20 protein-coding genes are annotated in these 25,237 nt (G+C 73.5%); 4 read left to right on the forward strand and 16 right to left on the reverse strand.

Features of this window, described 5'->3' with window-relative positions; genetic code table 11:
• Positions 1-66 precede the first annotated feature (66 nt).
• The 8 genes from mnhG to AMK24_RS10215 all read right to left on the reverse strand — a co-directional run bounded on the left by mnhG (position 67) and on the right by AMK24_RS10215 (position 8,365).
• On the reverse strand, positions 67-420 hold the full coding sequence (gene mnhG, locus AMK24_RS10180) for a monovalent cation/H(+) antiporter subunit G (RefSeq protein ID WP_073767291.1): 354 nt from the start codon (positions 418-420) through the stop codon (positions 67-69).
• Positions 417-740, reverse strand: coding sequence for a monovalent cation/H+ antiporter complex subunit F (locus tag AMK24_RS10185; protein ID WP_073767293.1), 324 nt, complete (start codon positions 738-740; stop codon positions 417-419). Before AMK24_RS10185 ends, mnhG begins: the two co-directional genes overlap by 4 nt.
• A complete protein-coding gene (locus AMK24_RS10190) occupies positions 737-1,366 on the reverse strand; it encodes a Na+/H+ antiporter subunit E (protein WP_073767295.1) in 630 nt (209 codons plus the stop codon). The genes AMK24_RS10185 and AMK24_RS10190 overlap by 4 nt, the downstream gene beginning before the upstream one ends.
• Positions 1,363-3,015 carry a Na+/H+ antiporter subunit D gene (locus AMK24_RS10195; protein WP_073767297.1) on the reverse strand — a complete coding sequence of 551 codons (1,653 nt, stop codon included), beginning with the start codon at positions 3,013-3,015 and terminating at the stop codon, positions 1,363-1,365. Before AMK24_RS10195 ends, AMK24_RS10190 begins: the two co-directional genes overlap by 4 nt.
• Entirely contained in the window at positions 3,012-3,629 is a 618-nt protein-coding gene (locus AMK24_RS10200) for a Na(+)/H(+) antiporter subunit C (protein WP_073767299.1), read from the reverse strand. The genes AMK24_RS10195 and AMK24_RS10200 overlap by 4 nt, the downstream gene beginning before the upstream one ends.
• Entirely contained in the window at positions 3,626-6,529 is a 2,904-nt protein-coding gene (locus AMK24_RS10205) for a Na+/H+ antiporter subunit A (RefSeq protein WP_073767301.1), read from the reverse strand. The genes AMK24_RS10200 and AMK24_RS10205 overlap by 4 nt, the downstream gene beginning before the upstream one ends.
• Before the next feature lie 199 nt (positions 6,530-6,728).
• A complete protein-coding gene (locus AMK24_RS10210; RefSeq protein WP_073767303.1) occupies positions 6,729-7,130 on the reverse strand; it encodes a RidA family protein in 402 nt (133 codons plus the stop codon).
• Complete coding sequence (locus AMK24_RS10215) at positions 7,127-8,365, reverse strand: acyl-CoA dehydrogenase family protein (protein WP_073767305.1); 1,239 nt, start codon at positions 8,363-8,365, stop codon at positions 7,127-7,129. The genes AMK24_RS10210 and AMK24_RS10215 overlap by 4 nt, the downstream gene beginning before the upstream one ends.
• A 161-nt stretch (positions 8,366-8,526) precedes the next feature.
• Here AMK24_RS10215 and AMK24_RS10220 point away from each other — a divergent pair, with 161 nt between their 5' ends.
• Genes AMK24_RS10220 through AMK24_RS10230 form a run of 3 tightly spaced genes read left to right on the forward strand, consistent with a single transcriptional unit; the run spans position 8,527 to position 11,532 of the window.
• Positions 8,527-10,215, forward strand: a complete 1,689-nt coding sequence (locus tag AMK24_RS10220; protein WP_073767307.1) for an AMP-binding protein — start codon at positions 8,527-8,529, stop codon at positions 10,213-10,215.
• Between the two features lie 40 nt (positions 10,216-10,255).
• Positions 10,256-11,089 (forward strand): PaaX family transcriptional regulator, encoded by an 834-nt coding sequence (locus AMK24_RS10225; RefSeq protein ID WP_073767309.1) that lies wholly within the window; start codon positions 10,256-10,258, stop codon positions 11,087-11,089.
• A gap of 38 nt (positions 11,090-11,127) precedes the next feature.
• Complete coding sequence (locus AMK24_RS10230) at positions 11,128-11,532, forward strand: hypothetical protein (RefSeq protein ID WP_384579014.1); 405 nt, start codon at positions 11,128-11,130, stop codon at positions 11,530-11,532.
• Here AMK24_RS10230 and AMK24_RS10235 read toward each other — a convergent pair.
• Positions 11,516-13,789, reverse strand: coding sequence for a bifunctional salicylyl-CoA 5-hydroxylase/oxidoreductase (locus AMK24_RS10235; RefSeq protein ID WP_073768739.1), 2,274 nt, complete (start codon positions 13,787-13,789; stop codon positions 11,516-11,518). The two genes, AMK24_RS10230 and AMK24_RS10235, sit on opposite strands and share 17 nt — an antisense overlap.
• Positions 13,790-13,857: 68 nt before the next feature.
• Positions 13,858-14,685, reverse strand: a complete 828-nt coding sequence (locus AMK24_RS10240) for an enoyl-CoA hydratase family protein (RefSeq protein ID WP_073767313.1) — start codon at positions 14,683-14,685, stop codon at positions 13,858-13,860.
• A 311-nt stretch (positions 14,686-14,996) separates the two neighbouring features.
• Between AMK24_RS10240 and AMK24_RS10245 the strand changes: the two genes are divergently transcribed.
• Positions 14,997-15,446 carry an ATP-binding protein gene (locus AMK24_RS10245; protein WP_073768741.1) on the forward strand — a complete coding sequence of 150 codons (450 nt, stop codon included), beginning with the start codon at positions 14,997-14,999 and terminating at the stop codon, positions 15,444-15,446.
• Here the strand turns inward: AMK24_RS10245 and AMK24_RS10250 are convergent.
• From AMK24_RS10250 to mmuM, 6 genes are all read right to left on the reverse strand, one after another.
• The gene (locus AMK24_RS10250; protein WP_073767315.1) at positions 15,397-16,884 is read right to left on the reverse strand and encodes an amino acid permease; all 1,488 of its coding nucleotides are present in this window, start codon (positions 16,882-16,884) and stop codon (positions 15,397-15,399) included. The genes AMK24_RS10245 and AMK24_RS10250 overlap by 50 nt on opposite strands.
• 260 nt (positions 16,885-17,144) lie before the next feature.
• A complete protein-coding gene (gene argF, locus AMK24_RS10255) occupies positions 17,145-18,149 on the reverse strand; it encodes an ornithine carbamoyltransferase (protein ID WP_073767317.1) in 1,005 nt (334 codons plus the stop codon).
• A gap of 279 nt (positions 18,150-18,428) precedes the next feature.
• Positions 18,429-19,664, reverse strand: a complete 1,236-nt coding sequence (locus AMK24_RS10260) for an arginine deiminase (RefSeq protein WP_073767319.1) — start codon at positions 19,662-19,664, stop codon at positions 18,429-18,431.
• Positions 19,665-19,892: 228 nt separating this feature from the next.
• Positions 19,893-22,457 (reverse strand): polynucleotide kinase-phosphatase, encoded by a 2,565-nt coding sequence (locus AMK24_RS10265; protein ID WP_073768743.1) that lies wholly within the window; start codon positions 22,455-22,457, stop codon positions 19,893-19,895.
• A 116-nt stretch (positions 22,458-22,573) separates the two neighbouring features.
• A complete protein-coding gene (locus AMK24_RS10270) occupies positions 22,574-24,091 on the reverse strand; it encodes a 3' terminal RNA ribose 2'-O-methyltransferase Hen1 (RefSeq protein ID WP_073768745.1) in 1,518 nt (505 codons plus the stop codon).
• A 191-nt stretch (positions 24,092-24,282) separates the two neighbouring features.
• Positions 24,283-25,200, reverse strand: a complete 918-nt coding sequence (mmuM, locus tag AMK24_RS10275; RefSeq protein ID WP_073767321.1) for a homocysteine S-methyltransferase — start codon at positions 25,198-25,200, stop codon at positions 24,283-24,285.
• Between the last annotated feature and the right edge of the window lie 37 nt (positions 25,201-25,237).

Consider the following 25,237-nt stretch of genomic DNA (forward strand, 5'->3'; position numbering starts at 1 on the left):
CCGGTCCCGGGGCGTTTTGGCGGGAGGGGATCGGTTGGCGGGGCGAGGGTCCGCCCCGCCCCGGTCTCATCTGCCGTCGGTGAGCTGTTCGTCGAGTTCGTCGAAGAGCAGGTCCTCGTGGTCGACCTGGCCCGTGCGGTACGCGGAGCGGGCCACCAGGTGGGAGGCGACCGGCCCGGTGAGCATCTGGAAGAAGGCGATGAGGGCCAGGGTGGCGAGGTCCATTCCGCTGCGCAGCCGCAGCGCCACCCCGGCCAGCACCAGGATCATGCCGAGGGTCTGCGGCTTGGTCGCCGCGTGGCTGCGGGAGAGGACGTCGGGCAGCCGGACCATGCCGATCACCCCGAGCAGGCAGATCGCGGCGCCCAGGAGGAGCAGCGCGGCGCCGGCCGTGTCGACGATCTGGAGCCAGACGTTCATCGCGGGTCCTCCTCGGCCGCGCCGGGGCGCAGGGGGCGGGGCCGGTCGCGTACGGCGATGAAGCGGGCGATGCCCACCGAGCCGGTGAACCCGAGGAACGCCAGCACCAGCATGATCGGGAAGTAGAACGGGTCACGGGCGAACGCCGATTTGGCGGCGAGGCCCGCGATGATCAGGGCGGCGCAGACGTCCAGCGAGATCGCCCGGTCCAGCATGGAGGGGCCGCGCCAGATCCGGGCCAGCAGCAGCGCTCCGGCGACGAGGATCAGCACGACGGCTGCGGTCAGCAGGATCCGGTCGGCCTGTTCGGGTGCGGTCATGGTGCGGGCCTCCCGGCGGCGAGCTGGGGCGGTGGCGGGGGTTCGGCGACACGGGCGATCTCGTCGGGGGTGCCGAAGGCCCGTACGGTCAGTTCCTCCATCCGCCAGACCTGGCGGCGGGCGGCTTCCAGCTCCTCGGGCCGGTCGGCGTCCAGGACGTGCAGGAAGACGGTGGCGGTGGCCCGGCGCACCTCGATGACGGAGCCGCCGGGGACGTTGGAGACGGCGACGGCGGTGGCCGCGAGCATCAGGTCGCCGCGGCAGCGCAGGGGGACGCCGATGACGGCGGCCCGGTGGGGCAGGCCGAAGAAGGTCTGCCGGGTGACCTTCACCCCCGAGGTGTACATGTCGTGGAAGAGGTGGCAGGCCAGGTGGAGGATGCCCCAGGGATGGAGCCGCAGCCCGAGGTCCACCCGGGGCAGCGGGAAGGCCAGGCAGACGGCGACCGAGACGACCAGGCCGGTGAGGACGTTCGCCCAGGTCAGCGTGGACCAGAGCAGGACCCAGATGACGGTCAGCCAGGCGATCAGCGGCAGGTCCAGCACCCGTCGGCGGCGGGTTCCGAACTCGCAGCTCAGCGGCGGCAGATCGGCGTTGCGGAACGAGAAGCGGAACCCGCGTCTCACCGGCCCAGCACCTCCTGGATGTAGGGGGACCGCTGGATGAGTTCGGCGGCCGTGCGGTCGGTGTAGGAGGTGAGCGGGTCGGCGAACACGGTGAAGGCGAGGGCGATGGCGATGGTGGCGGCGGTGGCCGCGGTCATCGGGGGGGGCAGCCTGCTGGTGGTGGTGACGGCCCGCCCGTGCAGGGTCGCGGCGACGGCCCGGCCCTCCGGGCGGCGGGCGGGCGCGGTGCCCTCGTCGCCGGTGCCGGGGATGTCGTCGGGGCCCGCGTCGCTGTCGTCGTCGCTGTCGTCGCCGGACTCCAGGACGGTGCCGGCGGCGGCCTGGCCGGGCGGGGCCGCGCGCCAGAAGGCCAGGTTCCAGACCTTGGCGACGACGTAGAGGGTGAGCAGGCTGGTGGCCGCCGAGCCGGCGACCAGGACCCAGGCCCAGGCGCCGCCGTCCGCGACGCCGGCCCGCATCAGCCCGAGCTTGCCGATGAAACCGGAGAGCGGAGGGATCCCGGCGAGGTTCATCGCCGGGACGAAGAAGAGCAGGGCGAGTATCGGGGCGGCTTTGGCGAGGCCCCCGAGACGGGTCAACTCGGTTGTCCCGCCCCGGCGTTCGATGAGCCCGGCGACGAGGAACAGGGCCGTCTGGACGGTGATGTGGTGGGCGACGTACACGATGGCCCCGCCGTACGCCTCCCGGGTGGCGAGGCCGATCCCGAAGACCATGTAGCCGATGTGGCTGATCAGGGTGAAGGAGAGCAGCCGCTTGAGGTCGGTCTGGGCGACGGCGCCGAGGATGCCGATGACCATCGAGGCCAGCGCGACGGCCATGAGGAGGTCGCCGAGGCGGTTGCCGGGGAAGATCAGGGTCTCGGTGCGCAGCATGCAGTAGACGCCGACCTTGGTGAGCAGCCCGGCGAAGACGGCGGTGACCGGGGCGGGGGCGGTCGGGTAGGAGTCGGGCAGCCAGGCGGCGAGCGGGAAGACGGCGGCCTTGATCGCGAAGACGGTCAGCAGCATCGCCTGGATCAGGGTCTGCACGCCGAGGGGGAGGTCGGCCACGCGGGTGGCGAGCTGGGCGAAGTTGGCGGTGCCGGTGGCCGCGTACGTCATGGCGATGGCGGTGAGGAAGAGCATCGAGGAGAACAGCGAGATGATCACGTACGTGGAGCCCGCCCGCATCCGGGGACCGGTGCCGCCGAGGGTGAGCAGGACGAAGCTGGCGACCAGCATGATCTCGAAGCCGACGTAGAGGTTGACGAGGTCGCCGGCGAGGAAGGTGCAGGAGACCCCGGCGACCAGGATCAGATAGGCGGGGTGGAAGACGGCGAGCGGGGTCTCCTTGTCCCGGTCGGTCATGCCCTGGCCGAGGGAGTAGACCAGCACGCACAGCGTCACGGCCGAGGAGACGGTGAGCATCAGCCCGGACAGGCGGTCGGCGACCAGGGTGATGCCGAGCGGCGGGGCGAAGTCGCCGAGGTGGACGGAGAGCGGGCCCTGCCGGTCGGCGGCGACCATGAGGGTCACCGAGAGCACGAGCACGGCGGTGAGCACCGCGACGCTGATGAAGCGCTGGAAGCGTGCCAGCCGGACGCCGAAGGCGAGGCTGAGGCCGGTGGCGCACAGCGGCAGCAGCACCGGCAGCGGAACGATCGCGTTCATCCGTCAGCTCCTCGGTCGCGGGGGTAGCGGTCGTCCGCCTTGGCGTCGCCTTCGCGCGCGTAGTCCTCCGGGTCCGCCCCGAGCACGTCGTTCCAGAGGTTTCCGGAGGCGTCGCGGCCTCGGGCCTGGCGGGCCCGGTCGGCGCGGAGCCGGCCGCGGAGGCGGCGGCGCTCCTCGCGGTAGCGCTCGCGCTCCCCGGCGGTGGGTTCGGCCCCCGACCGGAACCGCTCCCGCAACTCGGCCCGTTCGTCGAGCACTTCGGCACGCAGCACGATGCGCCGGTCCTCCAGGTCGTCGTGGACCTCGTCGGTGCCGGTGAGCTGGTGGCTGCGGTAGGCCATGGCCAGCAGGAACGCGGTGGTGGCCAGGGTGATGACGATGGCCGTCAGCGCGATGGCCTGCGGCAGCGGGTCGGTGACCCGGCTCAACGAGACCCCGTAGAGCAGGGGTTCGGCGCCGGCCCGGCCGGTGGTGGAGAGGACCAGCAGGTTGATGCCGTTGCCGACGATGACGGCGCCGAGCAGGATGCGGGTCAGCGGACGGGTGAGCATGAGGATGCCGCCGACGGCGCAGAGCACGACGGCCGTGGCGATGAGCGAGGCGCTGACGGTCACCGGGCGGGCCCTCCCGCTTCGGGGCCGCCTTCGGGGGTGAGGACGCCCGCCGCCCGTTCGATCTGGCGGTCGACCTTGGCGCCGAGGGCGCGCACGATGTCCAGGACGACGCCGAGCACCAGCAGGTAGACGCCGAAGTCGAAGAGGACCGGGGTGCTCAGGTGGTACGCGCCGAAGACCGGCAGGCGCCCGTGGTACGTGAAGGCGTGCAGGACGGTGCCGTCGAGGAGGCCCAGGAGGCCGACGGCGGTGGAGACGAAGAGGCCGAGGCCGGTGAAGAGTCCGGGCTGGAGGGGGGCGGCCTCGGCGAGTTCGAAGCGCCCGCCCGCCAGGTAGCGGGTGATCATCGCGAGTCCGGCGACGAGTCCGGCGACGAACCCGCCGCCGGGCAGGCTCTCGGCGCAGAACAGCAGATAGACCGAGAGCACCAGGATCGGGTGGAACAGCAGCCGGGCCACGACTTCGAAGACGATCGAGCGGTGTTCGGGGGCGAGGGTGGAGCCGGCGGCCAGCCAGTCGCGTTCGGGCGCCACCTCGTCGCCCTGCGGCAGCCGGGCGGAGTGGTGCGCGGACAGCGACCAGGCGGTGGGGCCCCGCAACTCCTCCGGGGCCATGGTGCCCTCGCTGCGGCGGTGCAGGTAGATGAGGCTGGTGACGCCGATCGCGGCAGCGGCCAGCACGGCCGACTCCCCCATCGTGTCCCAGGCGCGCAGGTCGACGAGGATGGTGGCCACGACGTCCTTGAGCCCGTGGTCGGCGACCTCTTCGACCATGGCGGCGCCGGCCGGTTCGGCGGTGCGCGCGGCGGCGGTGACCCAGAGGCCGACGCCGACGGTGGCCGCGGCGGCGAGGGCCACGGGGACGCGGACGGCCCGCCGCCAGGTGGACACGGTCTCCTGGAAGTGGACGGGCATGCGGCGCAGCACCAGGACGAAGACGATCATCGCGACCGTCTCGACGCAGAACTGGGTGAGCGCCAGGTCGGGGGCGCCCTGGACGACGAAGAGCAGTGCGGTGCCGTAGCCGGTCAGCCCGGCCAGCACGACGGCCTTCATGCGCCGTCGCACCGTCAGGCAGAGCAGGGCGGCGGCGCAGGTCAGGACGGCCACGGCGCCTTGGAGGGGGTTGTCCCAGGGCCGGGGGCGCGCGGCCCCCTCCCAGGGGGTGTCGACCACGAGGACGGCGAACTGTCCGGCGAGCATGACGAGCAGGGTGGTGGCCAGGTACACGGAGAGGGAGCCGCGCTGGATGAAGCCGGTGACCTGGAGGGCGAGGCGTTCCTGCCCGAGCAGCAGGTGGCCGAAGACGCTGTCGGCGGTGGGCCAGGCGATCCGCCGGGAGACGCGGGTGACCCGGGCGCGGGCGAGGAAGAGCACGGCGCCCGCGGCCCAGGCGAGGGCGGACAGCAGCAGGGCGGTCCCGAGTCCGTGCCAGAGGGCGAGGTGGTACGGGTCGGGGCCGGCCGGGAGCGTGTCGGCGTACGCGCCCAGCAGGCGGTCGGTCCAGCCGACGCCGGGGCCGAGGACCAGGCCGAGGACGGCGAGCAGGGCGGGCGGGGCGAGGAAGGCCCGCCCGACGCGGTGCACGGGGGTGTCGGGGAGGCCCTGTTTGCGGGCGAACGCGCCCCAGAGGAACCGCAGGGTGTACGCGGTGGTCAGCGCGGACCCGGCCACCACGACGGCGAGCGCCCACCGTTCGGCCGCCGAGCCGTGCAGCAGTGCCTCGAACGCGGCCTCCTTCGCGGCGAAGCCGAGCAGCGGCGGGAGGGCGGCCATGGAGGCGGCGGCGAGCCCGGCGACGGCGGCGACGTACGGCAGGGAGCGGCCGACTCCGGAGAGTGCGCGCAGGTCGCGGGTGCCGGCCGCGTGGTCGACGATGCCGGTGACGAGGAACAGCGGGGCCTTGAAGAGGGCGTGGGCGAGGATCATCGCGACGGCGGCGAGCGCGGCGTCGCGGTTGCCGGTCCCGGCGAGCAGGGCGAGGAAGCCGAGCTGGCTGACGGTTCCGTAGGCGAGCACGAGCTTGAGGTCGTTCAGCCGCAGGGCCCGCCAGCCGCCGAGCAGCATGGTCGCGCCGCCGAGGACGAGGACGACGGGTTTCCAGACGGGGACGTCGGCGAAGGCGGGGGCGAGCCGGGCGATCAGGTAGACCCCGGCCTTGACCATCGCGGCGGCGTGCAGATAGGCGCTGACGGGGGTCGGGGCGGCCATGGCGTTCGGCAGCCACATGGAGAACGGCCAGATCGCGGACTTCGACAGCGCCCCGCACAGCACGAGGACGACGGCGACGGAGACGGCGAGCGTCGCCTCGGGGGGTTCGGCGACGACGGCGGAGATCCGGTAGGTACCGGCGGCCTGACCGATGATCAGGAAGCCGATGAGCATGGCGAGCCCGCCGAAGGTGGTGACGACGAGGGCCTGGAGGGCGGAGCGGCGGCTGTGCCGGTGTTCGCTGCCGTGGCCGATCAGCAGGTAGGAGAAGACCGTGGTCAGCTCCCAGAACACGTAGAGCGTGATCAGGTCGTCGGCGAGGACGAGGGCGAGCATCGCCCCGGTGAAGGCGAGGAGGTTCCCGGCGAAGCGGCCCAGCTGCGGGGTGTCGTCGGTGAAGTAGGAGGCGCAGTAGAGCAGGACGAGCGCTCCAACTCCGGCGGCGAGGAGCACCATCAGCTCGGACAGCGCGTCGAGCCGCAGGTCCACGGCGACGTCGTAGTCCGGGATCCACCGCCAGGACCAGGTGTCCGCGCCACCGGACGCGGCGGTGTTCCAGCGGGTGAGCGCCCAGACGGTGGCGGCGGCCGGGGGCAGCGCGAGCACGGCGAACGCCCGTCGGCCCAGCCGGTGGACCAGCGGGCCGGCGCAGGCCGCCAGGGCGAAGTGGGCGACGATGAGCGCGATCACGGCGAGGGGACCGGTCGGAACGGTGGAGAGTCCGGGATAAAGGGCACTTAATACAGATATATCCCCTGACCTGCTTCACCCATCCGGCGCGCCGCGCGCCCCCGTTCCACTCTGCTCGCCCCCGAGGGGAGGGGCGGTCCTGGGGCGGGGCCGCCGCCCCAGGACCGCAACGCGGGTCACGGCCCACCGGGGCCCCGCCTCACGGCAGCACCGCGATCCCGTCGATCTCGACCATCGCCTGTTCGTCCCAGAGCCGGGCCACGCCGATGACCGCCATCGCCGGGTAGTCCCGCCCGGCGAGCCTGCGCCAGATCCGGCCCAGCTCGGAGGCGTGGGCGCGGTAGTCGTCCACGTCGGTGGCGTACACCGTGACCCGGGCGAGGTCGGCGGGGGCGCCGCCGGCCGCGTGGAGGGCGGTGAGCAGATTGCCCAGCGCGAGGGCGAACTGGTCGGGCAGGGTGTCCCCGACGACCTCGCCCCGCGGGTCGAGCGCGGTCTGCCCGGCGAGGAAGACCAGGTGTCCGCCGGTGGCGACGACCGCGTGGCTGAATCCGGTGGGCGGGGAGAGTTCGGCGGGGTTGATCCGGTGGGACGGGCTCATGCGGGCGGCTCCTGGGTCGGGGGCGCGACGGACGGCGGCTCGTGGACGGCGGAGGGGTCGGGCGGCGCGGCGGAGGGGGCGGGGGCGGTGCCGGGCGGCCTCGGACCACGCGGTCGCCGGGCGGCGTTCGCGTACAGCTCCTTGGCGATGATGGCGCGCTGCACCTCGCTCGCGCCCTCGTAGATGCGCGGCGCGCGGACCTCGCGGTAGAGGTGTTCGAGCAGATGGCCCCGGCGCAGGGCGCGGGCCCCGTGGAGCTGGACGGCGGTGTCGACGACGTACTGCGCGGTCTCGGTGGCGTACAGCTTGGCCATCGCCGCGCGGCGCGGTACGCCCTCCTCCCCCGCGTCGTACGCGGCGGCCGCCGCGTACACCAGGAGGCGGGCGGCCTCGGTGCGGGTGGCCATCTCCGCGACCTGGTGCGAGACGGCCTGGAGGTCGCTCAGCGGACCGCCGAACGCGGTCCGGCGGGCGGTGTGGTCCACGGTCGCGTCCAGCGCGGCGCGCGCCATGCCCACGGCGAACGCCCCGACGCTGGGCCGGAAGAGGTTGAGGGTGTTCATCGCGACCCGGAAGCCCCGGTCGGGTTCGCCGAGCACGTCGTCGGCGGTGACCGGTACGCCGTCGAACTCCAGGGTTCCGATGGGGTGCGGGGAGAGCATGTCGAGGGGGGAGCCGGTGAGCCCGGGGCGGTCGGCGGGGACCAGGAACGCGGTGACGCCCCGGGAGCCCGCGCCCGGGGTGGTCCGGGCGAAGACCACGGCGAAGTCGGCCTCGGGGGCGTTGGAGATCCAGCACTTCTCGCCGGTGAGCGCCCAGCCGGTCGGGGTGGGCTCGGCGGCCAGGCTCAGGGCCGCCGCGTCGGAGCCCGCACCCGGCTCGCTCAGTGCGAACGCGGCGACGGCCCGCCCGGCCCGGACCTCGGGGAGCCAGCGTTCGCGGTGGGCGGGGGCGCCCGCCTGGACGATCGGGGCGGTCCCGAGGCCCTGGAGGGCGAGGGCGGTCTCGGCCTCGGCGCAGCCCCGGGCCAGGGACTCGCGCAGCAGGCACAGGTCCAGTGCGCCGGAACCGAGCATCCGGCCCAGGAGGCCGAGGTCGCCGAGAGCCCTCAGCAGCGGGCGGTTGACGCGGCCGGGCTCTCCCTTCTCCGCGAGCGGGCGCAGTTCCCGCTCGGCGAGGGTGCGCAGCTCCTCGCACCAGGCGGTTTGTTCCGGTTCGAGGGAGAATGCCGTCATGGCGGCGCCTCTCTTGTCGGGTGTCCACCGTGTCGCGTCACTGTCATGCCGCCCCTGCCGCGACGGCCGTGCCGCACGGGTCGCGTCGCCGTTCTATCGCGGGCCGTTGACTACCGTCACTCAAACGATACGCTCCAGAGGCGACAAGGGGGCGATCCTTGATGGAGCCGAATTCCTCGCAGAGCACGCCCGCAGCCGCCGCTGACGCGTCCGCACGCGTCCGCGGCGCGCATCCCGGGGCGCCCGGGTCCGTCCCCGGCGCCCACGTCGACACGTTCACGCGCGACCACCTCCCGCCGCCGGAGCAGTGGCCCGGACTCCTCCTGGACGATCCCGCGCCGCACTACCCCGACCGGCTGAACTGCGGCCACGAGCTGCTGGACCGCACCGTCGAGGAGCACGGTCCCGGCCGTCCCGCACTGCGCTCGGCGGACGGCGGCGTGTGGAGCTACGGCGAGCTGCGGGAGACGGTGGACCGGATCGCCGGGGTTCTGACGGAGGACCTGGGCGTGGTGCCGGGCAACCGGGTGCTGCTGCGCGGGCCGACCACACCATGGCTGGCCGCCTGCTGGCTCGCCGTCATGAAGGCGGGCGCGGTCGCCGTCACCGTACTGGCGCAGGCGCGCGCCACGGAGCTGGCCGCCATCTGCTCGTCGGCCCGGATCGGCCACGCCCTGTGCGACGCCCGGTCGGTACGGGATCTGGTGGAGGCGGACGTCGGGGGGCTGCGGATCACCCTGTTCGGCGGGGACGGGGAGGGGGACCTGACCCGGTTGGCGGAGGGGCGGAGCGGGCCGTTCCGGGCGGTGGACACGGCCGCCGACGAGGTCGCGCTCATCGCGTTCACCTCGGGGACCACCGGGCGGCCCAAGGGCTGCATGCACCTGCACCGGGACCTCCTGGCCATCGCGGACACCTTCTCGCGGCACGTGCTGCGCCCGGTGCCCGACGACGTGTTCGCGGGGAGCCCGCCGCTCGGCTTCACCTTCGGCCTCGGCGGGCTGCTGGTCTTCCCGCTGCGGGCCGGGGCCTCGGCGCTGCTGCTGGAGCAGGCGGGCCCGCGGGACCTGCTGCCCGCACTGGCGCGGCACCGGGTCTCGGTGCTGTTCACCGCGCCCACCGCCTACCGCACGATGCTCGGCCGGCTCGACGGCCACGACCTGTCGGCGCTGCGGCGCTGCGTGTCGGCCGGGGAGAACCTGCCGGCGGCCACCTGGCACGCCTGGCACGAGGCGACGGGGCTGCGCATCATCAACGGCATCGGGGCCACCGAACTGCTGCACATCTTCATCTCGGCGGCCGACGACGCGATCCGCCCCGGCCTGACGGGGGTGCCCGTACCGGGCTGGCAGGCCCGGGTGGTGGACGAGCACGGGGAGGAGCTGCCGGACGGCGAGGCGGGCCTGCTCGCCGTGCGCGGCCCGGTCGGCTGCCGCTATCTCGCCGACCCGCGGCAGACGGAATACGTGCGGCACGGCTGGAACATGACCGGCGACACCTTCGTCCGCGAACCGGACGGCTATTTCCGTTACGTGGCCCGCGCCGACGACATGATCATCTCCTCCGGCTACAACATCGCGGGCCCCGAGGTGGAGGACGCCCTGCTGCGCCATCCGGAGGTCGCGGAGGCCGCCGTGGTGGGCCGGGCGGACGAGATGCGCGGCGAGATCGTGGTGGCACACGTGGTGCTGCGGGAGGGCTCCACGCAGACGCCGGACTCGCTGCGCGCCCACATGAAGGCCGGCCTCGCCCCGCACAAGTGCCCGCGCGTCTTCGTGTTCGAGGAGTCCCTGCCCCGCACCGCGACGGGCAAGCTCCAGCGTTTCCTGCTCCGGGACGAGCCGCTCTGAGGGACGACGGCAGTGTGACGACAGGCCCTAGAGTGATCACGTGGCCGAGTTGCGCACCCCCCGCTCCCTGATCGTCTCGCTCTACGGCGCGTACGGCCGTCCGGCGGACGGCTCGCCGTTCGCGGTGTCGGAGCTGATCCGCCTGCTGCACGCGGTGGGCGTGGACGCCCCGTCCGTACGCTCCTGCGTCTCGCGGCTGAAGCGGCGGGGGCTGCTGGTGGCGGCCCGCGCGGCGGACGGTTCGGCGGGGTACGCCCTCTCGCCGGAGGCCCGGCAGGTGCTGGACGACGGGGACCGGCGGATCTACGGGCGGCCCGTGCCGCGGCTGTCCGACGGCTGGGTCCTGGCGGTGTTCTCCGTGCCCGAGGCGGAACGCAGCAAGCGCCACCTGCTCCGCTCCCGGCTGGCTCGCCTGGGCTTCGGCACGGCCGCGCCCGGGGTGTGGATCGCGCCGGCCGGGTTGTACGAGGAGACCCGCCACACCCTGGAGCGGCTCGAACTCGCCCCGTACGTCGACCTGTTCCGCGGCGAGCACCTCGGCTTCACCGCCACCCGCGAGGCGGTGGCACGCTGGTGGGACCTGGAGGCGGTGGCGCGCCTGCACCACGACTTCCTGGAGCTGCACGAGCCGGTGCTGCGGGAGTGGGAGGCGGCCGGGGGGACCGAGGACGGGCCGCGGCCGCGGGCCGCCTATCGGGACTACCTGCTGGCGCTGGACTCCTGGCGGCGGCTCCCGTACGCGGACCCGGGGTTGGCGGCGGAACTGCTGCCCGCCGACTGGCCGGGCGGCCGGTCGGCGGAGGTCTTCAACCGCCTGCACGAGCGGCTGCGGGACACCGGGGAGCGGTACGTGCGGGGGTCCGGGGACGGGTGAGGGCGGAGGAGGGGCCGGGCCCGGAGCCGGTCTGGCTGGTGGCCGCGAACGTCGTGCGGTGGCGGCGGTACGGGGACGGCGGGCAGGAGTTCCGGCCGGGCACCCGGGCGTACCGGGGCGGGACGAAGGTGTACGTCGTGGACACCTACCCGGGCACGGGACACGAGCAGGTGTCCACCATCGGGCGGGGGCGGGGCTCCGGCCGGTGGATCACCATCGACACGGGCACGCGCCATCTGCACGCCTTCCGGGCGCGGTTGGTGTATTCGCCGGCCGTGCTGCGGCGGGCCGAGGCGTACGGGGCGCCGTCACGGTCCCGGGAGGAGGCCGAGGAGCTGGCCGCCCTGCTGGAGCGGCTCGCCGCCGACTGCCGCGACACCCACCACGGCGCTCCCCACCCCACGCCCTGCCTCTGCCACGCGTGTCTCATCGCCGCAGAGTGAGCCGGGGCCCGGGTTCGTCGGTGCGGCCGGTGGGCGGGGGGCGGCTGCCCGCCCCGTACGGCAGGGGCCAGGGCGCGCCGGGTCCGGTGTAGCCCTGTTCGGCGGCGGCGTGCAGGGTCCAGTGCGGGTCGTACAGATGCGGGCGGGCCAGGGCGCAGAGATCCGCGCGGCCCGCCAGGAGCAGGGAGTTGACATCGTCCCAGGAGGAGATCGCGCCGACCGCGACGACCGGGACGCCCACGCTGTTGCGGATGCGGTCGGCGTACGGGGTCTGGTAGGAGCGGCCGAACTCGGGGCGCTCGTCCGGCACGACCTGACCGGTGGAGACGTCGACGGCGTCGGCCCCGTGCTCGGCGAAGGCGCGGGCGATCTCCACGGAGTCCGCCGCCCCGGTGCCGCCCTCGGCCCAGTCCGTGGCGGAGATCCGTACGGTCATGGGCCGCTCGGCGGGCCACACCTCCCGTACGGCGTCGAAGACTTCGAGCGGGAAGATCAGCCGGTTCTCCAGCGATCCGCCGTAGGCGTCGGTGCGGTGGTTGGTGAGCGGGGAGAGGAAACCGGAGAGAAGGTAGCCGTGGGCGCAGTGGAGTTCGAGGAGATCGAAGCCGCCGGCGGCGGCACGGAGGGCGGCGGAGACGAACTGCTCGCGCACGGTGTCCAGTCCGGCCCGGTCGAGTTCGGCCGGGACCTGGCTGACGCCGGGGTGGTACGGCAGCGGGGAGGCCGCCGTCAGGGGCCAGTTGCCGCTCTCCAGGGGCTGGTCGATGCCTTCCCACATCAGCTTGGTGGAGCCCTTGCGGCCGGAGTGGCCGAGTTGGACGCCGATGGCCGCGCCGGGGGCGCGGGTGTGGACGAATTCGGTGATCCGCCGCCAGGCCAGGGCCTGTTCGTCGTTCCACAGACCGGTGCAGCCGGGGGTGATACGGCCTTCGGGGCTGACGCAGACCATCTCGGTCATGACGAGTCCGGCCCCGCCGAGCGCTCTGGCCCCGAGGTGGACGAGGTGGAAGTCGCCCGGAAGTCCGTCGACGGCGGAGTACACGTCCATCGGGGAGACGACGATCCGGTTGCGCAGTTCGAGTCCGCGCAGCCGCAGCGGGGTGAACATCGGCGGGGTGCCCGGCGGGCAGCCGAACTCCTCCTCGACGGCGGCCGTGAAGGCGGGGTCGCGCAGCCGGAGGTTGTCGTGGGTGACCCGGCGGCTGCGGGTGAGCAGGTTGAAAGCGAAGCGGCGGGGCGGCTGGTCCACGTACCCGGCCACCTCCTCGAACCAGCGCAGGCTGGCGGCGGCGGCGCGCTGGGTGGAGGCGACGACCGGGCGCCGCTCGGCCTCGTACGCGGCCAGCGCGGTGGGCACGTCGGGCTGTTCCCCGACGCAGGCGGCCAGTGCGAGGGCGTCCTCGACGGCGAGCTTGGTGCCTGAGCCGATGGAGAAGTGGGCGGTGTGGGCGGCGTCTCCGATGAGCACCGTGTTCCCGTGCGACCAGCGGGAGTTGGTGACCGTACGGAAGGTGAGCCAGGACGACCGGTTGCCGCGCAGGGGGCGGCCGCCGAGCGCTTGGGCGAAGAACGCGGCGCAGCGCGCGGTGGAGGCGGCGGGGTCGCGGGTGTCGAACCCGGCGGCGCGCCACACCTCCTCGCGCATCTCGACGATGACGGTGGAGGCGTCGGCGGCGTACGGGTAGCCGTGCAGCTGCATGACGCCGTACGGGGTTTCGGCGATCTCGAAGCGGAAGGCGTCGAAGGCGAAGTCGGCGGCGAGCCAGATGTAGCGGTTGCGGTGCTCGGTGAGGACCGGGCCGAAGACTTCGGGGCGGGCCCGGCGGGTGGTGCTGTGGACGCCGTCCGCGGCGACGACCAGGTCGTGGCCGGCGGCCAGCTCGTCGGCGGGCGGGGCCTCGGTGCGGAAGCGGAGATCGACGCCGAGGGCGGCACAGCGCTCGTGCAGGACCTCCAGGAGTCGGCGGCGGCCGAGGGCGGCGAACCCGTGGCCCCCGGAGGTGTGGGTGCGACCGCGGTGGACGATGTCGATGTCGTCCCAGCGGACGAACTCGCGGCTCAACGCGCGGTACACCTCGGGGTCGGCGTGCTCGATGCCGCCGAGCGTCTCGTCGGAGAGGACGACGCCGAAACCGAAGGTGTCGTCGGGGGCGTTGCGCTCAAACACGGTGACCTCGCGGTCGGGGTCGAGCCGTTTGAGCAGGGCCGCGGCGTAGAGCCCGCCGGGGCCGCCCCCGATGACCGCGACCCGCCGCACGGAGGAGGCGCCCGGGCGGGAGGCGGCCGCCGTGTCGGCGCGCCGGGGGGACTCGGGGGGCGGCACGGCTACCGCCCCTGCCACTTGGGGGGCCGCTTCTCGGTGAAGGCGGCGTGGAACTCGGCGTAGTCCTCGCCGTGCATCAGGAGCGCCTGGGTGCTGGCGTCCAACTCGACGGAGGCGGCGAGCGGCATGTCGAGTTCGGCGGTGAGCAGGGCCTTGGTCTGGGCGAGCGCGAGCGCGGGGCCGTCCGCCAGGCGGCGGGCCAGCTCGGCGGCGCGCTCGTCGGCCCCGCCCTCCTCGGCCAGCTCGCTGATCAGCCCGATCCGCTCCGCCTCGGGTGCGCGGACGGCGTCCCCGAGCATCAGGAGCCGGGTGGCGTGGCCGAGGCCGACGACCCGGGGCAGCAGGTAGGCCGCGCCCATGTCGCCGCCGGAGAGGCCGACCCGGGTGAAGAGGAAGGCGAAGCGGGCCGAGGGGTCGGCGACCCGGAAGTCCGCCGCCAGGGCCAGCACGGCTCCGGCGCCGGCCGCGACGCCGTGGATCGCGGCGACCACGGGGAAGGGGCATTCCCGCAGGGCGCGGACGACCTGTCCGGTCATCCGGTTGAAGTCGAGGAGCTGCGCGGTGTCCATGGCCAGGGTGGCGCCGATGATCTCCTCGACGTCGCCGCCCGAGCAGAAGCCGCGCCCCTCCCCCGCCAGGACGAGGGCGCGGACCGAACGCTCCCGGGACAGTTCGGCGAGGAGGTCGCGCAGATCGGCGTAGGCCCCGAAGGTGAGCGGGTTGAGTTTTTCGGGGCGGTCGAATGTGACGGTGGCCACACCTTCCTTCCGCGTGACCCGCAGATGGCGCCACCGTTCGGTACTCCGGGCCGAGCTGGGAAAGGGGCTCATGGAGGGGTTCCCTTCAGCGATCGGGCCGGCGCCGGCCGGGCGCGGGTCGCGTTCCGCCTCCGAAGCTATCACTCGTACGTGACCGCCGTCACGAGGTCGCAATACGACTTCCATGAGACCGTTGTGGCGAAAGTCCCCTTTGCTCCGGCCGACCGCCCCTATGGCGGGACCGGAGCGGTTCGTAAGGTTGAAACCAGGAAGTCTCGACTCGAACCTTCAGATGAACCCGAGGAATCGCGAACCGTGAAGCAGTGACCCGAGGAGTCGAGACCTCCCGCTTCGAGGAAGACCCGCTCCCGAACGGAACCGCCGTGCCGCCCGACGTCCCCGCCCCCGCCTCCTGGCGCATCGCTCTGCCGCACTCCACCGCGGCCGTGCCGATCGCCCGTGCTCTCATCCGTACGGCGCTGTCGGACATCGACGCACCCGCCGACAGCGATACCGCCGAGCTGCTGACCGCCGAACTGGTGGCCAACGCGGTCGAGCACACGCTGGGCGGCGAGCCCATCGAACTGGTCGTGGAGCTGCTGCCGACCGGCTGCCAGGTGGAGGTGCACGACCGCGACCCCGCCCCGCCGGGCGACCTGTCCCGCCCGGAGCCGGGCTGCGAGGTCGATCCCTGGCAGGAGCACGGCCGCGGCCTGCTGCTGATCCGGACCCTCAGCTCCGCGTGCGGTCACCGCACCACGGAGCACGGCAAGGCCGTCTGGTTCACGCTTCCGGCGATACCGGCGCAGCCGGGTCCGTCGCCGGGGAGCTGACCAGCCGGGAGCGCTTGCGGCCGTAGCCGGTGTACAGGAGCGAGCCGACGGCCAGGAAGACAGCGAACTGGACCCAGGTCGTCCAGCCGGTCCCGTACATCAGGTACAGGCAGCACAGAACGCCCAGCAGCGGGCTCACCGGGTAGAGCGGCACCCGGAAGGACCGCCGCAGTCCGGGGTGGCCGCGCCGCAGGACCACCACCGCGACGTTGACGGCGACCATCGTGGCCAGGGTGCCGATGGTCGTCAGGTTCACGACGACGTCGAGCGGGACGAAGGCGGCGGGGACGGCGAAGACGCAGGCCACGATCCAGGTGTTGGCGACCGGGGTGCGGGTCGTGGGCGAGACCCGTTCGAAAACGCGCGGAATCAGTCCGTCGCGGGACATCGACATGAGGATGCGGGTCTGGCCGTACATCACGGCGAGCACCACCGAGGCGATGGCGACGACCGCGCCGAAGGCGACGATGCCGCCGCCGACCGACGAGTCGGTGACCCTGTTGACGGCGATGGAGAGGGCCGCGCTCTCGTTCGCGACGGCGTCCGAGCCGATCGCCCCGATGGCGGAGAGCGCCACGGCGCAGTAGAGCAGGGTGACGACGCCGATGCAGATCAGGATGGCGAGGGGGATGTTCCGCCGGGGGTTCTTGACCTCTTCGCCGGCGGTGGTGATGGCGTCGAAGCCGATGTAGGAGAAGAACGCCAGCGAGGCGCCCGCGGTGATCCCGCCCAGCCCGTGGGTGGCGAACGGCATCAGGTTGTCGTCCTGGAACGCGCTGAACGCCACGGCGCAGAACGCGACGAGGATGCCGATCTTGAGGACCGCCATGGCGGCGGTGGCGGTGGCGCTCTCCCGGACGCCGCGCACCAGCAGCGTGGCGGCCATGGCGATCACGACGACCGCGGGCAGGTTGACCACCCCGCCCTCGCCCGGCCCGGCGGACAGGGCGCCGGGCAGTTCCCAGCCGATCAGGCTGTTCAGCAGCTCGTTGACGTACTGGCTCCAGCCCACCGCGACGGCCGAGACCGAGACGCCGTACTCCAGCAGCAGGCACCAGCCCACGAGGAAGGCGGTGCGCTCGCCGAGGGCGGCGTACGCGAAGGAGTAGGAGCTTCCCGAGACCGGGATGGCGCTGCCCAGTTCCGCGAAGGACAGGGCGGTGAAGATGCAGGTGATCGCCGCGAGGACGAACGAGATCACGACGGCGGGGCCGGCCTCCGCCACGCTGTCGGACAGCCCGACGAAGATGCCGGTGCCGACGATCGCGCCGACCCCGAAGCAGACGAGCTGGAAAAGGCCCATCGTGCGCTTGAGGCCGTGGCCCTCCAGGTCGCCGCCGGACTCGGCGATCAGTTGTTCGGGGCTCTTGCGGCGCAGGCCCGGCGTGGGGGAGCCGGGGCGCTTCGGGGTGCCGGGGCGCGGCAGACCGGTGCTCATGGGGGGCGTTCTCATCTCTGGTGGCGCCGTGGGGGACGGCCTGGTGGTGCGGTGGGGGGACGGCCTGTGCGCCGCTGACCGCGACGGCACAGGCAAGGGGTCCGAGCACCGGGCCCGAACCCCACCAGAACCGACATCGTAGCCAACACGGCGCATGTTCACCCCATCGGGTGCATGAGCATGCGCGACCGCTCCGGGCGGAGACATTCCTTCGCGGCGGGGGTCCTTTCCGACGGAGGCGGCCCTTCGCAGCGAGGCGGCTACTCCCCGGCCAGCGTCGCCACCAGGACGGCCTTGATCGTGTGCATCCGGTTCTCCGCCTGGTCGAAGACGACCGAGTGGGACGACTCGAAGACCTCGTCGGTGACTTCCAGCTCGCTCAGGCCGTACCGGTCGTGGACGTCCCGGCCGACCTGGGTGCCGAGGTCGTGGAAGGCGGGCAGGCAGTGCAGGAACTTCACCTCGGGCCTGCCGGTGGCCCGCAGGACGTCCATCGTCACGGCGTACGGGGCGAGGGCGGCGATCCGCTCGGCCCAGACCTCCTTGGGCTCCCCCATCGAGACCCAGACGTCGGTGGCGACGAAGTCGGCCCCCCGCACGCCTTCGGCGACGTCGTCGGTGAGGGTGATCGTCGCCCCGCTCGTCCGGGCCAGCTCCCTGGCCCGCGCCACGACGGCCTCGCCCGGCCAGTACGCCTCGGGCGCCACGATCCGGACGTCCAGGCCGAGCAGGGCGCCGGTGACCAGGTAGGAGTTGCCCATGTTGAAGCGGGCGTCACCGAGGTAGGCGAAAGCCGTCCCGGTGAGCGGCCCCCCGCCGTGCTCGGTCATGGTGAGCACGTCGGCCAGCATCTGGGTGGGGTGCCAGTCGTCGGTGAGCCCGTTGAAGACCGGCACTCCGCCGTGGGCGGCCAACTCCTCCACGGTCCGCTGGCTGTCGCCCCGGTACTCGATCGCGTCGAACATCCGGCCGAGCACCCGGGCGGTGTCCTTCACGGACTCCTTGTGGCCCATCTGGGAGCCCGAGGGGTCGAGGTAGGTGGTGGACGCACCCTGGTCCGCGGCGGCCACCTCGAACGCGCAGCGCGTACGCGTAGACGTCTTCTCGAAGATCAGCGCGATGTTCTTCCCGCGCAGGCGCTGGACTTCGGTCCCGGCCTTCTTGGCCGCCTTGAGCTCGGCGGCCAGGGAGACCAGGCCGAGAAACTCCTCGGAGGTGAAGTCCAGCTCCTTGAGGAAGTGGCGGCCGGTGAGGTCTATGGCCATGATGGCTGCTCCTGGGTGGGACGGGATCGGCGCACTGCGCGCGGCAGAACTGGAAGTCTATACGACGACCCGCATCTCTATACAGGAGTCGGGGCTCCCGGGCTCCGGAGCGAGGGGCCCCGCCCACCGAGGGCGCACTCCTCCGGGCCCCGCCCCCCGGCCGTACGCCGGGGTGCCACCCGCCAGGGCCCCACTCGGGGGGCGTCCGCCGCCTGCGCACGCTCCCGGCCCGACGCCCGCGGCCCGACGCCCGCGGCCCGACGCCCGCGGCCGGACGGCTCAGGTCACCGGATCGCGTTCCACCGGGCAGCTCATGCAGCGCGGGCCGCCGCGACCCCGGCCCAGCTCGCTGCCCCGGATCTCGATCACCTCGATGCCCTGTCGGCGCAGATGCGTGTTGGTCGTGGCGTTGCGCTCGTACGCGACGACGACCCCGGGCTCCACGGCGAGCACGTTGCAGCCGTCGTCCCACTGCTCGCGTTCGGCGGCGTGCACGTCCTGGGTGGCGGTGAGAACCCGGATGGAGTCCAGGCCGAGGGCGGCGGCGATGGCGCGGTGCATGTGCTCGGGCGGGTGGTCGGTGACCTTGAGGTCACGGGGGCCGCCGCCGGGTTCGATGGTGTACGAGCGGAGCATGCCGAGCCCCGCGTACTGGGTGAACGTCTCCCCGTCCACCATGGTCATCACCGTGTCCAGGTGCATGAACGCACGGGCCTTGGGCATGTCGAGCGCCACGATCGTACGCGCCGAGCCGGTGTCGAAGAGTCCGCGGGCCAGCATTTCCACCGCCTGCGGGGTGGTGCGCTCGCTCATCCCGATGAGGACGGCCCCGTGGCCGATGACCAGGACGTCGCCGCCCTCGATCGTGGAGGGGTAGTCGTCCTGCCCCTCCGACCAGTGGTGGAAGGCGCCCGCCTCCTGGCCGGTGAAGAGGGGGTGGTGCCGGTAGATCGCCTCGAAGTGGACGGTCTCGCGCTGCCGGGCGGGCCAGCGCATCGCGTTGATGGAGACTCCGTCGTAGATCCACGCCGAGGTGTCCCGGGTGAAGAGGTGGTTGGGCAGCGGGCCGAGGAGGAAGTCGTCCGGCTCCATCACGTGGAAGCGGACGGAGGTCGGTTCGCTGTGCCGCTCCAGGAACTCCCGCTTGGTCATGCCGCCGACCAGCGCCTCGGCCAGCTCCGCGGCGGACAGCTCCTCGAAGACGGCTCGCAGGTGTTCGGTGGCGAGCGGACCGTACTCCTTCTCGTCGAAGACCCGGTCGAGCACGAGCCGCCGCGCGACCGGGATGTCGAGGGACTCGCGCAGCAGGTCGCCGAAGAGGTGCACGGCGATCCCCCGGTCGCGCAGGACCTCGGCGAACCCGTCGTGCTCCTCCTGGGCGCGGCGCACCCACAGGACGTCGTCGAACAGGAGCGCGTCCTTGTTGGTGGGGGTGAGGCGCTTCAGCTCCATCCCCGGCCGGTGCAGTATGACGCGGCGAAGCCGCCCGGTTTCGGAGTCGACGTGGAATCCCATGCCCCCATCCTCACCGCGCGGAGCGCCGTTCACCCGGCGAATCGCCCACCTGTTCCACCGCGCGCACCACGGCCGGGCCCGCCCCGCGGCCGGAGCCGACCGGGACCGCTCGGGCCGGACGGCTCCGGCTCCGGGCCCACCCGACCCGGCAGCCGGATCAGGACGGGGCCGGAGCCGGGGCCGGGCCGGTCGTGAGCGAGGGCCGGAGCCGACCCCGGATCCGAACGGTCAGAGGCGGGGGTCCACCGGCTCCGATTCCAGGGCCAGGACGGCGAACACCGCCTCGTGGACCCGCCACAGCGGCTCCCCGTCCGCCAGCCGGTCCAGGGCCTCCAGGCCCAGCGCGTACTCCCGCAGCGCCAGCGAACGCTTGTGGCCGAGGAACCGGGAGCGCAGGCGCTCCAGGTTCTCCGGGCGGGTGTACTCGGGGCCGTAGACGATGCGCAGGTACTCCCGGCCGCGCACCTTGACGCCGGGCTGGACGAGTCGGCCCCCGGCGTCCCGGACGAGCGCGCCGAGCGGCTTGACGACCATGCCCTCGCCGCCGCGCCCGGTCATCTCCAGCCACCAGTCCACACCCGCCCGGACCGACGCCTCGTCGCCGGTGTCGACGACGAGCCGACGGGTGGCCTGGAGCAGTCCGGTGGGGTCGTGCTCCACGAGCCGGTCGAGCAGGGCGAGCTGCTCGTCGTGCGGGACGGCGGCGAGGGAACGGCCCTGGACGGCGAGGACCTGGAAGGGGGCGAGCCGCACCCCCTCCAGCCCGTCGGTGGGCCAGCAGTAGCGCCGGTACGCCTCGGTGAACGCGACCGTGTCCCGGACGCGGTCCCGCTGCCGTCCGGCCAGGTCCGCCACCTCGACGCCCCGGGCGGCCGCCTGCTCCAGAGCGGCGACGGCCGGCGGGAGGGCGGCGCCGGACGCGGCGCCGACGGCGGCGTACTGCGAGCGCAGCAGCCCGCCCGCCTTGAGGGACCACGGCATCAGCTCGGCGTCCAGGAGCACCCAGTCGGTGTCCCACTCTTCCCAGAGCCCGGCGGCCTCGACGGCGGTGCGGAGCCGGTCCAGGACCGCCTCGGTCATGGCGGTGTCGTCGAGGAACGGCCGCCCGGTGCGGGTGTACAGCGCACCGGTGGGGCCCGTGGTGCCGAAGCGGGCGGTCGCGGCCTCCGCGTCCTTGCAGACGAGGACGACGGCCCGGGAACCCATGTGCTTCTCCTCGCACACGACCCGCTCGACACCGTCCGCCGCGTACTGCGCGAACGCCTCGGCCGGGTGCTCCAGGAAGCCGTCCTCGCGGGAGGTGGCGGTGGGGGCCATGGTGGGCGGGAGGTAGGCCAGGAGCCGGGGGTCGACGGCGAAGCGGCTCATGACTTCGAGCGCGGCGGCCGCGTTCTCCTCGCGCACGGCGACCCGGCCCAGCTGCCGGGTCTCCACCACACGGCGGCCCTGGACGTCCGCGAGGTCCAGCGGTCGGCCCTCCCGGCCCCCGGGCGCCTCGGTGACCAGCGGCTTGACGGGCTCGTACCAGACCTTCTCGGCGGGCACGTCGACGAGTTCGCGCTCCGGCCAGCGCAACGCGGTCATCTTCCCGCCGAAGACGGCTCCAGTGTCCAGGCAGATGGTGTTGTTGATCCAGGAAGTGCTGGGCACCGGGGTGTGGCCGTAGACCACGGTGGCGCGGCCCCGGTACTCCTCGGCCCACGGGTAGCGCACGGGCAGGCCGAACTCGTCGGTCTCCCCCGTGGTGTCCCCGTACAGGGCGTGCGAGCGGACCCGGCCGGAGGTGCGGCCGTGGTACTTCTCGGGCAGCCCGGCGTGGCAGACCACCAGCCTGCCCTCGTCCAGGACGTAGTGGCTGACCAGGGAGTCGATGAACTTCCGTACCTCGCCCCGGAACTCGGGGTGCTCGGCGTCCTCGCGCTCCAACTGCTCGACGGTCTCCGCGAGACCGTGGGTGAGCTGCACCTTGCGGCCGGCGAGATAGCGGCCGAGCTTGTTCTCGTGGTTGCCGGGGACGCACAGGGCGGTGCCCGCCGCCACCATGGACATGACGCGGCGCAGCACACCGGGGCTGTCGGGCCCCCGGTCCACGAGGTCGCCGACGAACACGGCGGTACGCCCTTCGGGGTGGGCGCCGTCCACGTAGCCGAGCTCGGCGAGCAGAGTCTCCAGCTCGGAGCTGCATCCGTGGACGTCCCCGATGATGTCGAACGGTCCGGTCAGGTGGCGCAGGTCGTTGTAGCGGCGTTCCAGGACCACTTCGGCGCGCTCGGCCTCCTCCTCGGTGCGCAGGACGTGCACCTTGCGGAAGCCCTCGCGCTCCAGCCCGCGCAGGGAGCGCCGCAGCTCGCGGCGGTGCCGCTGGATGACGTGGCGCGGCATGGAGGCGCGGTCGGGGCGGGCCGCGTTGCGGGCGGCGCAGACCTCCTCGGGCAGGTCGAGCACGATGGCGATCGGCAGGACGTCGTACTTCCGGGCCAGCTGGACGAGCTGCTTACGGCTCTCCGACTGGACGCTGGTGGCGTCGATCACCGTGAGCCGCCCGGCCTCCAGGCGCTTGCCGGCGATGTAGTGCAGCACGTCGAAGGCGTCACGGCTGGCGCTCTGGTCGTTCTCGTCGTCGGCGACCAGGCCCCGGCAGAAGTCCGAGGAGACGATCTCGGTCGGCTTGAAGTGCCTGCGGGCGAAGGTGGACTTGCCCGATCCGCTGGCGCCGACGAGGACGACGAGGGAGAGGTCGGTCACCGGCAGAACGCGCGCGGGGCCTGCGGTGGCCCCCTCGACCGCGGTCAGGCCGGCGGCGCTCGCCGTGGCCTCGGCAGCGGTCCTGTCCGTGGCGGTCGCGTCGGCGACAGTCGTGTCAGCAGCCGCTGCCGCCGCTTCCGCGCCGGTCCTGCTCCGGTCCCTGTTCACGCGGCTTCCGCCTCCTTCTTCTTCTCGGGGTCGCGCTTCTCGCCGGGGCGGTCCCCGGTCTTCCCGGCGGCTTCCGGGAGCCGGGTGAACACGGCCATCTGGGTCGGGGGCCCCACCTCGGGGTCCTCGGCTCCGACCGGCACGTACCGAACGGTGTATCCGTGCCGTCCGGCGACCTGTTCGGCCCACTCCCGGAATTCGGCCCGGGTCCACTCGAAGCGGTGGTCGCCGTGGCGGACGTGTCCGGCCGGAAGGGTCTCCCAGCGGACGTTGTACTCCACGTTCGGCGTGGTCACGACCACCGTCCCCGGCCGTGCCGCGCCGAACACCGCGTACTCCAGGGCGGGCAGCCGGGGCAGGTCCAGGTGCTCGATCACCTCGCTGAGCACGGCGGCGTCGTACCCCTTCAGCGCCCGGTCCGTGTAGGTCAGCGACCCCTGCCGCAGGGTGACCCGGCCGGCCTGGCGCTCGCCCATCCGGTCCAGCTTGAGCCGGCGCGAGGCGATGGTCAGGGCGCGCATCGAGACGTCGACGCCCACGATCTCGGTGAAGGACACGTCCTTGAGGAGCTCCTGCACCAACTGGCCCTGGCCGCAGCCGAGGTCGAGCACCCGCCCGGCCCCGGCGGCGCGCAGCGCGTCGAGGATCGCCGTGCGCCGGTGCGCGGCGAGCGGGACGGGCTTCTCCTCGGTGTCGGTGCTCTCGTCCACCGCGTTGTCGACGCTTCCCACCTCCAGGTCGTCCGACTCGGCGAGCCGCACCAGCTCCAGCGCCTGGTCGGCCTGGCGGGTGAGCCCCCAGCGGTGGGAGAGGTAGCGCCGGGTGATCAGGGGCCGCTCGGGGTGGTCGGCCAGCCAGCCCTCCCCGGCCCGCAGCAGCTTGTCCACCTCGTCGGGCGCGACCCAGTAGTGCTTGGCGTCGTCGAGCACCGGAAGCAGGACGTAGAGCTGCCGCAGCGCGTCCGCGAGCCGCAACTCCCCCTCCAGCACGAGCCGTACGTAGCGCGAGTCGCCCCATGCGGGGAACTGCTCGTCCAGCGGTACGGCCGTGGCCTCGACCCGGTCCCAGCCGAGCGGTGCGAACAGCCTGCGCACCAGCTCGACACCGCCCCGGGCGGGCAGGGCGGGCACCTCGATCCGCAGCGGCAACGGGCTCCCGGCCCGCTCGGGCATGGCCCGGCAGACGCCGCCGAGCGCGGACTTGAAGACCGTGGCGAGGGCGACCGACAGCAGGGAGGAGGCCGCATAGGGGCGATCGTTGACGTACTGCGCGAGCGCCGCGTCGGGGGCTCCTCCCCGGCCCTTGCCCTTGCCGCGCCGCACCAGCGCCACCGGATCCACCTCCAGCAGGAGCGCGGCGGTGCAGCGCTCGGCGGACGCCTCGGGATAGAAGACGTGCGCGGAGCCGTGCGAGGTGGAGAACGCCTGCGCCTTGTCGGGATGCTTGTGCAGCAGGAAGCCCAGATCCGTGGCGGGGCGTTCAGGGGTGCCGGTCGTACCGATCGTCAGGAACACCCGTCCGAGTATGGTCATCAGCCCCCGCCCCCACCAGGTATTTTCGCCGTCTCTGCCTGCCCCGCCTGCTCTGCCTGCCCCGCCGGACGCGTCCCGGGCGTCCCTCCGCCCCGGCCCTCCAGCCATGCGGCCGCCGTGCCCCGCCTCCCCCGCCGGCCACTCCCTCACGGCGTTCCGGGCCCTCCGCCCGCCTACGCCTCCAGCCGCCCGGCCAGTTCGGCCACGAGTTCCGGTCCCACCCGGCAGCAGCCTCCGACGAGCCGGGCGCCCGCCCGGGTCCAGGCCCGCACCCGCCCCGGGTCGAACGTGCCGCGCCCGGTCCACCCCCGCGCCCCGGCGTCCCAGCCCTCCCCTCTGTTGGGGTAGACCACGGCGGGCCTGCCCGTGACCGCGACCGCCTGTTCCACGGCCTCCTGCGCCTCGTCGGGATCGCAGCAGTTGACCCCGACCGCGAGGACGGAGTCCCGGCCCGCCGCCACCGCGAACGCCTCCTCCAGCGGCTGACCGGCCCGGGTCCGGCCGCCCGCCACGCTGTACGAGAGCCAGTACGGCAGTCCGGTCTCCTCGGCCACCTGGACCAGGGCCTCCGCCTCGTCCAGGTCCGGCACCGTCTCCAGGGCCAGGGCGTCGGGCCGGGCCGCGGCCAGGGCCGCCACCCGGGGGCGGTGGAAGCGCTCCAGCTCCCGGACGCTCAGCCCGTAACGCCCCCGGTACTCGCTGCCGTCCGCGAGCATCGCCCCGTACGGCCCGACCGACGCGGCGACCCAGCTCTCCCGCCCGGGACCGGTCCGGCGCGCCGTGTCGGCGGCGCGCCGGGCCAGCCGCACGCTGCGGGCGAGCAGGTCCTCGGTCCCGGACCGGTCGATCCCGTACCGCCCGAACCCTTCGAAGGTGGCCTGATAGCTGGCCGTGATGAGCACCCGCGCCCCCGCCCGGAGGTAGGCGAGGTGGGCGGCCTCGATCTGCTCCGGCGCGGCCGACAGCAGCCGGGCCGACCAGAGGGCGTCGGACAGGTCGCAGCCCTGCGCCTCCAGTTGGTTGGAGAGGCCGCCGTCCAGCAGAACGGGCCCGGCTTCCAGCGCGTCGGCGAGCGTGCCACCGGTATTCACAGCCGCCTCCACCTCCTCAGGTCAGGTCAGGTCAGGT

The organism is Streptomyces sp. CB02366 (assembly GCF_001905905.1).
Lineage (GTDB): Bacteria > Actinomycetota > Actinomycetes > Streptomycetales > Streptomycetaceae > Streptomyces.

Coding starts and splice junctions, on each gene's coding strand:
- mnhG (WP_073767291.1), bottom strand. CDS start 420: ATGAACGTCTGGCTCCAGATCGTCGACACGGCCGGCGCCGCGCTGCTC.
- AMK24_RS10185 (WP_073767293.1), bottom strand. CDS start 740: ATGACCGCACCCGAACAGGCCGACCGGATCCTGCTGACCGCAGCCGTC.
- AMK24_RS10195 (WP_073767297.1), bottom strand. CDS start 3,015: ATGAACGCGATCGTTCCGCTGCCGGTGCTGCTGCCGCTGTGCGCCACC.
- AMK24_RS10210 (WP_073767303.1), bottom strand. CDS start 7,130: ATGAGCCCGTCCCACCGGATCAACCCCGCCGAACTCTCCCCGCCCACC.
- AMK24_RS10215 (WP_073767305.1), bottom strand. CDS start 8,365: ATGACGGCATTCTCCCTCGAACCGGAACAAACCGCCTGGTGCGAGGAG.
- AMK24_RS10220 (WP_073767307.1), top strand. CDS start 8,527: ATGGAGCCGAATTCCTCGCAGAGCACGCCCGCAGCCGCCGCTGACGCG.
- AMK24_RS10240 (WP_073767313.1), bottom strand. CDS start 14,685: ATGAGCCCCTTTCCCAGCTCGGCCCGGAGTACCGAACGGTGGCGCCAT.
- AMK24_RS10250 (WP_073767315.1), bottom strand. CDS start 16,884: ATGAGCACCGGTCTGCCGCGCCCCGGCACCCCGAAGCGCCCCGGCTCC.
- argF (WP_073767317.1), bottom strand. CDS start 18,149: ATGGCCATAGACCTCACCGGCCGCCACTTCCTCAAGGAGCTGGACTTC.
- AMK24_RS10260 (WP_073767319.1), bottom strand. CDS start 19,664: ATGGGATTCCACGTCGACTCCGAAACCGGGCGGCTTCGCCGCGTCATA.